Genomic DNA, 11,627 nt, shown 5'->3' on the forward strand with positions numbered 1-11,627 from the left:
CTGTGCCATGACCAGACCCGCGCACCCCACCGACCGACGCGCCCGCCGCGGCGGGCGCCGCGTCCGCCCTCTGCTCATCGGACTCGTATGCGTCCTCACCACCACGCTGAGCTGGAGCGCCCCGGCCGGCGCCGGCCCCTCCGACAGCGGGCTGAAGGGCGCCATCGACACGATCCTCACCGACCCCCGGCTGGACGGCGGCAGCGCGAGTGTCGTCGTCGCGGACGCCACCACCGGGCAGCGCCTCTACCAGCGCGACGGCGACGAGCGGGCGATGCCCGCCTCCAACGCCAAACTCACCACGTCCGCCGCCGCGCTGGCGATCCTCGGCCCGGGCCACCGCTTCACCACCGATGTCCTCTCCCCCGGCAGCCGCAAGGGATCCACCCTCGACGGCGACCTCTACCTGCGCGGCGACGGCGACCCCACCACCCTCGCCAAGGACTACGACCGGCTCGCCGCCGACCTCGCCGCCACCGGCGTCCGCCGCGTCACCGGCCGGCTGATCGCCGACGACACCCGCTTCGACACCCAGCGCCTCGGCCGCGGCTGGGCGGGCGACGACGAGTCGTCGTACTACTCCGCGCAGATCTCCGCGCTCACGGTCGCCCCCGACACCGACTACGACTCCGGCACCGTCATCGTCGAGGCCCTCCCCGGCGCGAAGGCGGGCGACCGGCCCCGGGTGACGGTGACGCCGAAGACCGCCTACGTACGGCTGGACATCCAGGGCACCACCGTCGCGGCCGGACAGCCCGACACCCTCGCCATCGAACGGCGCCACGGCGGCAACACCATCGCCGTCACCGGCACCGTCCCGGTCGGCGGCGCCGCGACCAAGGAGTGGGTGACCGTCTGGGAGCCCACCGGCTACGCCGCCGCCGTCTTCACCGACGCGCTCACCCGCCACGGCGTACGGATCGACGGCGGCGCCCCACGTCTCGGAGTGGCCACCCCGCCGGGCGCCCGCGCCCTCGCCACCCACCGCTCCATGCCCCTGCGGGAGCTGGTGCTCCCGTTCATGAAGCTCTCCAACAACATGCACGCCGAGGCGCTGACCAAGGCCATCGGACACGCGACCGCCGGGCGCGGCACCTGGGCGGCGGGGCTCGCCGGCATCGACGGCTTCCTGCGGAAGGAGGGCGTCACCACCAGCACGCTGCGCCAGGTCGACGGCTCGGGGCTGTCCCGGATGAACCTCTTCCCGGCCGAGCAGTTCGTCCGGCTGCTGTTGTCGGCCCGGGACGCACCCTGGTACGCGGACTGGTACGCCTCCCTCCCGGTGGCCTGCGCCCCGGACCGGGCCGTCGGCGGCACCCTCCGCACCCGGCTCTGCGGCACGCCCGCCGCCCTCAACGCCCGCGCCAAGACCGGCTCCCTGACGGGCGCTTCGGCACTGTCCGGATACGTCACGGACGCGGGCGGCCGGGAACTCGTCTACAGCATCGTCCTGAACGATTACCTCGCGCCGTCGGTGAAGAGCGTCGAGGACGCGATCGTGGTCACGCTGGCCCGCTCGAACACCGCGGGGGGCGCGATCACGACCACCACACCGCGCCGTGTACCCACCCCGAACGCGCCCACTGATCACGAATGCTCCTGGCGGAAGCCGGCGATCTGCTGAACGGCCCCCGGCCCGGACCGTGCCTCGGTACGGTCCGGGCCATGACCGACTCCACCGCCAGCCCCTCCGCCGACCGCCCCGCCCCCACCCGTACCCCCGCAGCCCCCGCTTCCGCCTCCGGCGCCGCTATCGAGCTGGCCGACGCCATCGCATCGCTCCGGGACCAGCTCGTCGACGCCGCGACCCGGGCCACGGACCGGCCCGTCGTCTTCGACGTGGGCGATATCGAGATGGAGTTCACCATCGAGATGCGGCGGGAGACCACCGGCGAGGGGAAGGTACGGGCCTGGGTGCTGGACGCGGGCGCGGGGGTCGTCCACGGCACCGGGCGGGCCCATCGGATCGCGCTCACCCTCACCCCGCGGAACGCACGGACCGGCGCGGGTTGGCTGGTCGGCTCCCCCGGCGGCGGCGACACGGGAGACTTCGGCGGAACCCGCCCGAGCCTGCCGTGATCCGGCCCCAGGACGCCCCGCTGGCCCGCCGCACCGTCGCCGTACTCGGGGAACAGCAGGGCAGCGGCACCCTCTTCACCCCCAGCACCGTCCTCACCTGCGCCCATGTGATCGGCTCCGCCCACACCGCGCGGGTGGCGCTGCCCGGCACCAACGAACAAGTGCCCTGTCAGGTCGTCTGGTCGGACACCCGGCTGGACGCGGCCCTGCTGCACGCCCCCATACGGCATCTCGCCTCCTTCAAGGAGATGCTCGTCCGGGCGAGCAGTGTCACCACCGCCCTGCCGATCCCGAACTGTCTGATCGTCGGCTTCCCCGAGATCCAGCGGTACGACGGCCGGAAGCTCGACGTCGACCAGTTCTCGGGGACCGTGCTCCCGCTCGCGAGCCTCATCCGCCGCACGATGGTCTTCGAGTTCGACCGCCCGCCGGCCACCGAACGCGCCGACGGCAGCTCACCCCTGGCCGGGCTCTCCGGCGCCCCGGTGTACGCGGGGGAGACGCTGCTCGCCATCGTCCGAGGGGTCCCCAGTGGGCGCGGCCACCGCCGGGTGGAGTGCGTGCCGATCGATCTGATGCTCTGCCACCCCGGCTTCCGCGACTGGTTCGACCGGCCCGGTGCCCCCGGCCGGCTGCCGCCGCTGGAGCAGCTCACCCATATCCACCCCCAGGATCCGCACTACGAGGAGGAGTACGCGGAGGCGCTCGGCGCCGAGTACCGCAAGACCCGGATCTTCGGGCTGAACGAGCTGAGCAAACGCGACTGCGAATGGGACCTCAACACGGCCTATCTGAGCCTGGAGGCCATGCCCAGGGAACGGCCGCACCGCCCCGACGCCTCGACCACCGCGCATCCTGCCCCGTACCCGGCCGGGCACTCCTCCCCGCACTCCGCCGCGCACCCTTCGCTGCCCTCCGCCGTGCACTCCGAGAGCGCCTGCCGGCGCATCGAGGCGCTGCTCCCCAGCCGCCCCCGCGTCCTGCTGCGCGGTGACGCCGGGGCCGGGAAGACCACCCTGCTCTGGTGGCTCGCCGCCCAGGCGTCGGCCGGCACCCTCGACTCCCGGCTCGCCGAGCTCAACGGACTGGTGCCGTTCGTGGTCCCGCTGCGCACCCTGCGCGCCCGGGGCGCGAGCTACCCGGGACTCGACGAACTGCCCGGCGCGTCCCGGCTGGTGATCGACCGGGCGCCGGAGGGCTGGGCCGGCCGGGTGCTCGGCTCCGGGCGGGCCCTGCTGCTCGTCGACGGCCTGGACGAGGTGCCGTACGACGACCGGGAGGAGGCCCACCGCTGGCTCTCCTCCCTCCTGCGGCGCTACCCCCGGACGCGGTGCGTGGCGACCGTACGCCCCCTCGCGGTCCCCCCGGACTGGCTGGAGTCGGAGGGCTTCGAGGAGCTGAGCCTGCTCCCCATGCGCGAGGGCGACATCCAGGCATTCATCGCCGCCTGGTACGCGGCTGCCCGGCTGGACGACGACGACCACGAGACGCTGCGGGAACGGCAGCGGGACCTCGTCCAGCAGTTCGCGCTCAGCCCGGCCCTGCGGGACCTGGCCCGCACACCCCTGCTCTGCGCGGTCATCTGCGCACTGCACCGGCGCCGCGAGGGCCTGCTCCCGGAGACCCGCTGGGCGCTGTACCGCTCGGCGCTGGAGATGCTGCTGGGCGAGCGGGACCAGCACTGCCGGGTCAACCGGCCGGAGGGCATCACGCTGACCGTGGAGGAGCACAAGCAACTCCTCCAGCGGATCGCCATCTGGCTGGTCCGCGGCGGACAGAGCGAGTTCACCCGGGAGCAGGCGCTCTACCAGCTCACCCGGGCCCTCACCGGGATGCCCCAGATCAGGGAACAGGGCGAACCCGAGCAGATCCTGAGCCATCTGCTCAACCGCAGCGGGCTGTTGCAGGAGCGGACCAAGGACGTCTTCCAGTTCGCCCACCGCACCTTCCAGGACTTCCTGGCGGCGAAGGAGTTCATCGAGGGCGACGAACTCAATGAACTCCTCCAGCACGCGACCGAGCAGCAGTGGCACGACGTACTGCTGCTGTCGGCCGGCCACTGCTCACGGCGCGAGATGTCGGTGCTGGTCAGCGGCCTGCTCGGGGCGGGCCACTCGGTGCGCGGCCATGAGCACCACTGCACCACCCTGTATGTCCTGGCGGCGCTCTGCGCGCAGCACGCGGCCTGGATGGAGGACCATGTGCACCGCCGGGTACGGGGGGCCATCGCCTCGGTCCTGCCCCCGCGCACCGCCACCGAACTCCACATACTCGCCCGGCTCGGCCCCTCGGTGCTGCCGCTGCTGCCCTCCGCCGATGAACTGCTCGACCCCGAGCTGAAGCAGACCGCCGCACTGATCTGCGCCATCGGCGGCGAGGCGGCGATCCCCTACGCGCGCCGACTGGCGGGGGCCACGCACCGCTCGGCGCAGCTCGCCGACTCCTTCGCCCGGTCCTGGGCCGCGTTCCCGACCGAGGAGTACGCCGACGGGGTGCTGCGGGGGCTCGATCTGAGCCGGTCGTCGCTGGTCATCACCCGCCAGGACCAACTGAACCGGCTCGGACTGCTGCCGCACGCACGGCGGATCGAGATCGCGGGTGACTTCACCCCCACGGCCCTGACGGCCGGACTCGCCGGACATCCACCGGCCGACCCCGGCCCCCTCCCCGACCCCGGGACTGGGACTGGGACTGGGACTGGCCGGCGCCTCAGCCATCTCTCCCTCGCCCACAATCGGCATCTCACCGATCTCTCGCTGCTGCCCGCCCTCGGCGCCCCACTGACATCCCTGCTGATCCAGGGTTGCCCCGCGCTGGAGGACCTCACCGCGCTAACCGGCCTCGGTGAGCTGGAAGTCCTCACCCTGATCCGGCTGCGCCTGTCGTCGGCCGATCTGCGGATCCTCGCGGAGATCCCCCGGCTGCGCCGGCTCACCGTCGTCCATCCGCTGTTGGCGGGCGGACGGCTCGATCTGCTGCCGCTGTCCGCCGTGCCGGAGCTGACGCTGAGCGTCGTCGGCCCCTCCCGGAGCAAGCTCGTCGGCCGGGAGGCGTTCGGCGACCGCCTCACGGTGGGCTCGGTGGGCGGCTGAGGACACGACGAAGGGGCTGCCCCGGCCCGTACCTCTCGGTACGGTCCGGGGCAGCCCCTTCGTCGGACTGCGGGGCCCCTGGCGGAGCCGGAGGCAGGGCCTCCGGACTGCCGGTTCGGAGCCGGGGCCTACGCCTCCTTGGAGAGGTTCGGCCCGGCGCCGCCGGCCGCCTGCTCGATCGGCGGGGCGTCCGGCAGGGCCGCCTTCTCCTCGCCGCGGAAGGTGAACTTCTTCTCCGTGCCTTCGCCCTCGGCGTCCACGACCACGATGTGACCGGGGCGCAGCTCGCCGAAGAGGATCTTCTCGGAGAGGATGTCCTCGATCTCGCGCTGAATGGTCCGGCGCAGCGGCCGGGCGCCCAGCACGGGGTCGTAACCCTTCTTCGCGAGCAGCGACTTGGCGTTGGGGCTCAGCTCCAGGCCCATGTCGCGGTCCTTCAGGCGCTCATCCACCTTGTCGACCATGAGGTCGACGATCTGGATGATGTCTTCTTCCGTGAGCTGGTGGAAGACGACGGTGTCGTCGACACGGTTCAGGAACTCGGGCCTGAAGTGCTGCTTGAGCTCTTCATTGACCTTGACCTTCATCCGGTCGTAGTTCGACTTGACGTCGCCCTGCGCCGCGAAGCCCAGGTTGAATCCCTTGGAGATGTCCCGGGTCCCGAGGTTGGTCGTCATGATGATGACCGTGTTCTTGAAGTCCACGACGCGGCCCTGGGAGTCGGTCAGCCGACCGTCCTCCAGGATCTGCAGAAGGGAATTGAAGATATCGGGGTGGGCCTTCTCGACCTCGTCGAACAGGACGACGGAGAACGGCTTCCGGCGCACCTTCTCGGTGAGCTGGCCGCCCTCCTCGTATCCGACGTATCCCGGAGGGGAACCGAAGAGGCGGGAAACCGTGTGCTTCTCGCTGAACTCCGACATGTCGAGGGAGATCAGCGCGTCCTCGTCGCCGAAGAGGAATTCGGCGAGCGTCTTGGACAGCTCGGTCTTACCGACACCGGACGGACCGGCGAAGATGAACGAGCCACCGGGACGCTTCGGGTCCTTCAGACCCGCCCGCGTACGACGAATCGCCTGCGAGAGCGCCTTGATGGCGTCCTTCTGGCCGATGACGCGCTTGTGCAGCTCGTCTTCCATGCGCAGCAGACGGGAGGACTCCTCCTCCGTCAGCTTGAAGACGGGAATGCCGGTCGCCGTGGCGAGGACTTCGGCGATCAGCTCGCCGTCGACCTCGGCGACGACGTCCATGTCGCCGGCCTTCCATTCCTTCTCGCGCTTGGCCTTCGCGGCGAGGAGTTGCTTCTCCTTGTCGCGGAGCGAGGCCGCCTTCTCGAAGTCCTGGGAGTCGATGGCCGACTCCTTGTCCCGGCGGACGCCCGCGATCTTCTCGTCGAACTCGCGGAGGTCCGGCGGTGCGGTCATCCGGCGGATGCGCATCCGGGAGCCGGCCTCGTCGATCAGGTCGATCGCCTTGTCCGGCAGGAAGCGGTCCGAGATGTAGCGGTCCGCGAGGGTGGCGGCCTGGACGAGTGCCTCGTCCGTGATGGAGACCCGGTGGTGGGCCTCGTACCGGTCGCGCAGACCCTTGAGGATCTCGATGGTGTGCGGCAGCGACGGCTCCGCGACCTGGATGGGCTGGAAGCGGCGCTCAAGGGCCGCGTCCTTCTCCAGGTGCTTGCGGTACTCGTCCAGCGTGGTGGCACCGATCGTCTGGAGCTCGCCGCGGGCGAGCATCGGCTTCAGGATGCTGGCCGCGTCGATCGCGCCCTCGGCGGCACCCGCGCCGACGAGCGTGTGCAGCTCGTCGATGAACAGGATGATGTCGCCGCGGGTGCGGATCTCCTTGAGGACCTTCTTCAGGCGCTCCTCAAAGTCACCGCGGTAGCGGGAGCCGGCGACCAGGGCGCCGAGGTCCAGGGTGTAGAGGTGCTTGTCCTTGAGGGTCTCGGGCACCTCACCCTTGACGATGGCCTGCGCCAGTCCCTCGACGACCGCCGTCTTGCCGACGCCGGGCTCGCCGATGAGCACGGGGTTGTTCTTGGTGCGGCGGGACAGCACCTGCATGACCCGCTCGATCTCCTTCTCGCGCCCGATGACCGGGTCGAGCTTGGACTCACGGGCGGCCTGGGTGAGATTCCGGCCGAACTGGTCCAGGACGAGGGAGGTCGAGGGCGTGCCCTCGGCGGGGCCGCCGGCGGTGGCGGCCTCCTTGCCTCCCGAGTATCCGGAGAGGAGCTGGATGACCTGCTGCCGCACCCGGTTCAGGTCGGCGCCCAGTTTCACGAGGACCTGGGCGGCGACGCCCTCGCCCTCGCGGATCAGGCCGAGCAGGATGTGCTCCGTGCCGATGTAGTTGTGGCCGAGCTGAAGGGCCTCGCGGAGCGACAGCTCCAGGACCTTCTTGGCACGGGGGGTGAAGGGGATGTGACCGGACGGGGCCTGCTGGCCCTGACCGATGATCTCCTCCACCTGCTGGCGGACCGCCTCGAGCGAAATCCCGAGGCTCTCCAGGGCCTTAGCGGCGACACCTTCACCCTCGTGGATGAGGCCCAGGAGGATGTGCTCGGTGCCGATGTAGTTGTGGTTGAGCATCCGGGCTTCTTCCTGAGCCAGGACGACAACCCGCCGCGCGCGGTCGGTGAACCTCTCGAACATCGTTAATCGCTCCTCAGAGCGGTCAGGCAGTAAGGGGTCGGTCCCCTCCCTGTCCTTCCGCAGCTTAGTCCCGCAAGCAGGGACCGCTCATTCCAACTGCCGACACCCGTCCGTGGCCTCCTGACCCCTGAACGCCGACAACTGCTCCAACCCGATGGTGCTGGGCGATGTTCCCGCAGGCCAGACAGATACCCTCACCATCACTACGCCGATGGCGAACGTAAGGCCGCCTCGCGAGCGTGTCGCCCCTCCCCACTAGGAATGTCTTACCCGCAAGCACTGACAGAACATGCGGCGCGCCCGGGTTCCCTCCGCTACGGGCGAACAACTTCGCGCCGTCGAATGCTCCCGAACGCCGTGAATCCCGACACGCACCGCATTCGATTCAGCACTCTGCGTAACCCGGGTGTCAGCGGGGGCGTTCCCGGGGGTATGGCTCGGACCGTTCCGCTCCCCCGCACCCCACTCGCCGAGGAGTGCGTCCCCCAGCTCGCCCGAATCGCCACGGAGTGCCTCCCACGCGCCTCCCACGTCCCGTGCGCACCCTCGGCCTCCTGCGCGCCCTGCGTCTCGTGGGCCCGGTGGTACGAGTCCGTCCTCGGCTGGGCGGTCGCGGACGGCTGCCCGGTGCGACTGCGGACCGGGCTGCGCTTCGACGTCCTGGAGCTGCCGGCCGGGGCCGGGGCCGCCGCGCTGCGGCGACTGGACGCGAGCGGCTGTGCCACGGGGCCCGTGGCGCTCGCCGGGCGCACGATGCGCCTGCTGGTGGCCGCGGGAACCGCCGACGAGCTGCCGGGGCTGCTCGACTGGCTGGAGTGGGGCGGGCTCGACCTGAGTCTGACCGCCCTCGGCCCGGGAGGGGTGACGACCGCCCCACCGCCGCCCGGACGGGCGGCCGGGTGGCACGGCGGACGGACCGGCTCGCGGGAGGCCGCCGGATGGCTGCGGCCCCCCGTGCCGGGGCGCGAGGTGGAGCCCACGCTGCCCGCGCTGGCCCCCTTCGGGTCCGGCGCGGGAGGGAACCGGGGCGGGGGCCCCGATCTCGTACGACTCCTGGACGCGGTGGCCACTGAGTGCCACCGGACCCGTTTGCCGCGTACGAATGCGCGGGCGCATGGATGTGCGAACGCGGACGAATACGCGGCCTGCGAATACTCGGCCGACTAAGAGTTCGCTGAGCCTGCCGCTCAGCCGTTCGCCTTCTCGTATGCCTCGCGGACCGTCGCGGGGACACGACCGCGGTCGTTGACCTCGTAACCGTTCGCCTTCGCCCACGCGCGGATTTCCGCGGTGTCCTTGTTGCCGCTCGCCGCCGCGCGACCCTTGCCGCGACCCGAAGCCGCCCGACCACCCGTGCGCCGGCCGTTCTTGGCATACGGCTCAAGGAGGCCACGGAGCTTGTCCGCATTGGCAGTGGTGAGATCGATCTCGTAGGTCTTGCCGTCCAGCGCGAACGTCACCGTCTCGTCCGCCTCGCCGCCGTCGAGGTCATCGACAAGAAGGACCTGAACCTTCTGTGCCACCGGATTTCCTTTCATCGAAAATGCAGTACGCGGAAAGGAAACCGCTTTTCCTTGAAAAACACAAACCCTTGGGAGAGGTTCAGAACCTCAAGAACGCGGGAAACGTGCGCGATTCGGACATAGGGATCTGCATCCGGATCGCCAGCGGATGGTCTCCGCTTGACCTCTGCTTGGTCTCTGGTTCGCCTCTACTGGTGATCACAGGTTCAGAAGCATCCGGCTGTTGCCCAAGGTGTTCGGCTTCACGCGTTCGAGCCCGAGGAACTCGGCAACACCCTCGTCATACGAACGCAGCAGCTCGGCGTAGACATCTCCGTCGACCGGTGTCTCACCGATCTCCACGAAGCCGTGCTTGACGAAGAAGTCGACTTCGAAGGTGAGACAGAAAACCCGCTGTACGCCGAGCACGCGCGCGGTGTCCAAGAGCTTGTCGAGCACCTGATGGCCGATGCCGGTTCCGCGGAAGAGCGGGTCCACGGCGAGAGTGCGCACTTCCGCGAGGTCTTCCCACATCACATGGAGAGCACCACAGGCGACGACCGTACCGTCGTCGTCGCGTTCCGCGACCCAGAACTCCTGGATGGCTTCGTAAAGTGTGACCGTCGCTTTGTCGAGCAGGATGCCTTCACTGACGTACGGATCGACCAGCCGGCGTACGGCGGGTACATCACCGGTCCTGGCCCGTCGGACGGTGACGGCATTTGCTGCGGCATAAGGCATACGGTGACGTTATCGCCCCGGAGACGACTCTTCACCGGCACCCTCGGCGCCCTCGACCGGCTCACCCTGATCCGGCGCATCGCCCGTCGCATCCGCCGCCACATCGCCCGGCTGGCCTTCCGCCTGGCCTTCTGGCCGCCCTTCCGCCGGATCGTCCTGGACCACGTCCTGGACCATACGCACAGCGGCTTGCAGTGACTCACGCTGCTCCGGCGACATCATGCCGAAGAAGGCGACCAGAGCGGCGGCGGGGTTGTCACTCCGGGACCAGGCTTCGTTCATCAGAGCGGCCGAGTAGGCGGCGCGGGTGGAGACCGCCGTATATCGATAGGCGCGGCCCTCGACTTCCCTGCGGACCCAGCCCTTCTGATGGAGATTGTCCATTACCGTCATGACGGTCGTGTAGGCGATGGACCGTTCCTGCTGAAGGTCTTCCAGGACTTCCCGCACGGTTACCGGACGGTTCCATTGCCAGACGCGGGTCATGACGGCGTCTTCCAGCTCTCCCAATTGGCGAGGCACATTGCCACCATAGTGGGAGAAGTCGGAATACTCGGTAATGACATAACAAAAGGGACGCACGGCCGATCTCCCAGGTCAGCCGTGAGGCGACCCGAGAGATGCCCCGAAGGGCTGCCGTACGTCCCTGCGGCGATGCGCCGCGACAACCGCGATAACCGCGCCAACACAGCCCGGGTGGGCTGGGGGACTAGCTGTCCCGGACGGGCTGGCGGGACGCCTCGACGCGGGCGATGGCGGCATCCGCCGCCGCGTCCTCCTTGGCCTTGTTCGGGCCACCCTGGCTCTTGACGATCGTCACGATCAGGGCGGTGAAGAGGCCGGCCATCACCACGGGCGGAACGAGCGCGGATACGTAGTCCATGAGGCCCAGGGTAACCAGGTCCCGTCCGGGCGATCCTGTCGGGCCCGCGACGATCGCCCGGACGGGGCCTAGCCGGCGGCGAGTCGCTCCGCCGGGGGCTGGGGGCGGCGGCGCGGCGGGAAGACCTCGGACGGCTTGGGCACCGGGCGCTCACCGGGTACCGGTTCCTTGGGGTGCGGCTGCGCGGGCTCCGGTTTCGGCTTCGGCTGGGGCCGGGGTTCATCGGCGGCGCGGCCACCCGGGAGGGCCAGGAGCCTGGTGCGGGGCGCGGGGGCGGTGCGCAGGGCCAGCCTGGCCCGTACAGACCGCTCGGCGAGGTCCTGACACCGCGCGAGGACGGCCGGGCCGGCCGGATGCCCGCGCAGGGTGCGCAGCGCGGCGAGATCCTCGGGCCGGGGGTCGTAGCCGACCGCCAGGACGTCCTGGAGCAGCTCCAGATAGCCCGTCGCGGAGCCGGGGAGGGCGTCGCGGTACCGGACGAGGTCGGCGAGGAGAAAGGCGCGCAGGCGCCCGGCCTCGTGGGTGGCCTCGTCGAGGGAGTCCGCCAGGCGGTGACAGTCCTGGATGTCCTCGTCGGCGAGGGGCGTCGGATGGAGGGCGATGGCGAGGGCGCGTCGGAGCACACGCAGCTCGTCCGCGCTGAAGGCCATGCCGCCGCGGGATCCGTATGGCG

10 protein-coding genes are annotated in these 11,627 nt (G+C 70.4%); 4 read left to right on the forward strand and 6 right to left on the reverse strand.

The features are described from left to right. Positions 1 to 7: 7 nt before the first annotated feature. Genes dacB through ACH4S7_RS10575 form a run of 3 tightly spaced genes read left to right on the forward strand, consistent with a single transcriptional unit; the run spans position 8 to position 5,171 of the window. A complete protein-coding gene (gene dacB, locus ACH4S7_RS10565) occupies positions 8 to 1,624 on the forward strand; it encodes a D-alanyl-D-alanine carboxypeptidase/D-alanyl-D-alanine-endopeptidase (protein WP_398520761.1) in 1,617 nt (538 codons plus the stop codon). Between the two features lie 41 nt (positions 1,625 to 1,665). Further along, complete coding sequence (locus tag ACH4S7_RS10570) at positions 1,666 to 2,079, forward strand: trypco2 family protein (protein WP_398520762.1); 414 nt, start codon at positions 1,666 to 1,668, stop codon at positions 2,077 to 2,079. Next, positions 2,076 to 5,171, forward strand: a complete 3,096-nt coding sequence (locus ACH4S7_RS10575) for an NACHT domain-containing protein (RefSeq protein ID WP_398520763.1) — start codon at positions 2,076 to 2,078, stop codon at positions 5,169 to 5,171. The genes ACH4S7_RS10570 and ACH4S7_RS10575 overlap by 4 nt, the downstream gene beginning before the upstream one ends. Before the next feature lie 128 nt (positions 5,172 to 5,299). On the opposite strand, the gene ACH4S7_RS10580 is transcribed toward ACH4S7_RS10575, so the two are convergent. Further along, positions 5,300 to 7,828, reverse strand: a complete 2,529-nt coding sequence (locus ACH4S7_RS10580; RefSeq protein ID WP_398520764.1) for an ATP-dependent Clp protease ATP-binding subunit — start codon at positions 7,826 to 7,828, stop codon at positions 5,300 to 5,302. Positions 7,829 to 8,260: 432 nt separating this feature from the next. On the opposite strand from ACH4S7_RS10580, the gene ACH4S7_RS10585 reads away from it, so the two are divergent. Further along, positions 8,261 to 8,995, forward strand: coding sequence for an SCO3374 family protein (locus ACH4S7_RS10585; protein ID WP_398520765.1), 735 nt, complete (start codon positions 8,261 to 8,263; stop codon positions 8,993 to 8,995). Positions 8,996 to 9,015: 20 nt separating this feature from the next. Here the strand turns inward: ACH4S7_RS10585 and ACH4S7_RS10590 are convergent, their stop codons facing one another. The 5 genes from ACH4S7_RS10590 to ACH4S7_RS10610 form a co-directional block, all read right to left on the reverse strand. After that, positions 9,016 to 9,351 carry an Lsr2 family protein gene (locus tag ACH4S7_RS10590; protein WP_398520766.1) on the reverse strand — a complete coding sequence of 112 codons (336 nt, stop codon included), beginning with the start codon at positions 9,349 to 9,351 and terminating at the stop codon, positions 9,016 to 9,018. Positions 9,352 to 9,549: 198 nt separating this feature from the next. After that, positions 9,550 to 10,071 carry an amino-acid N-acetyltransferase gene (locus ACH4S7_RS10595; RefSeq protein ID WP_398520767.1) on the reverse strand — a complete coding sequence of 174 codons (522 nt, stop codon included), beginning with the start codon at positions 10,069 to 10,071 and terminating at the stop codon, positions 9,550 to 9,552. A gap of 9 nt (positions 10,072 to 10,080) precedes the next feature. Further along, entirely contained in the window at positions 10,081 to 10,593 is a 513-nt protein-coding gene (locus ACH4S7_RS10600; RefSeq protein WP_398520768.1) for a BlaI/MecI/CopY family transcriptional regulator, read from the reverse strand. A 187-nt stretch (positions 10,594 to 10,780) separates the two neighbouring features. Then, on the reverse strand, positions 10,781 to 10,954 hold the full coding sequence (locus tag ACH4S7_RS10605) for a hypothetical protein (protein WP_398520769.1): 174 nt from the start codon (positions 10,952 to 10,954) through the stop codon (positions 10,781 to 10,783). 68 nt (positions 10,955 to 11,022) lie between these two features. After that, entirely contained in the window at positions 11,023 to 11,604 is a 582-nt protein-coding gene (locus ACH4S7_RS10610; RefSeq protein WP_398521341.1) for a hypothetical protein, read from the reverse strand. Positions 11,605 to 11,627 lie beyond the last annotated feature (23 nt).

This window comes from Streptomyces sp. NPDC020965 (genome assembly GCF_044333555.1).
In the GTDB taxonomy this organism is placed as follows: Bacteria; Actinomycetota; Actinomycetes; order Streptomycetales; family Streptomycetaceae; genus Streptomyces.

What these genes read in the sequence shown, in the direction of transcription:
- ACH4S7_RS10610 (WP_398521341.1), bottom strand. Translation starts at nt 11,604, where the DNA reads ATGGCCTTCAGCGCGGACGAGCTGCGTGTGCTCCGACGCGCCCTCGCC.
- ACH4S7_RS10595 (WP_398520767.1), bottom strand. Translation starts at nt 10,071, where the DNA reads ATGCCTTATGCCGCAGCAAATGCCGTCACCGTCCGACGGGCCAGGACC.
- ACH4S7_RS10585 (WP_398520765.1), top strand. Translation starts at nt 8,261, where the DNA reads ATGGCTCGGACCGTTCCGCTCCCCCGCACCCCACTCGCCGAGGAGTGC.
- ACH4S7_RS10580 (WP_398520764.1), bottom strand. Translation starts at nt 7,828, where the DNA reads ATGTTCGAGAGGTTCACCGACCGCGCGCGGCGGGTTGTCGTCCTGGCT.
- ACH4S7_RS10605 (WP_398520769.1), bottom strand. Translation starts at nt 10,954, where the DNA reads ATGGACTACGTATCCGCGCTCGTTCCGCCCGTGGTGATGGCCGGCCTC.
- ACH4S7_RS10570 (WP_398520762.1), top strand. Translation starts at nt 1,666, where the DNA reads ATGACCGACTCCACCGCCAGCCCCTCCGCCGACCGCCCCGCCCCCACC.
- dacB (WP_398520761.1), top strand. Translation starts at nt 8, where the DNA reads ATGACCAGACCCGCGCACCCCACCGACCGACGCGCCCGCCGCGGCGGG.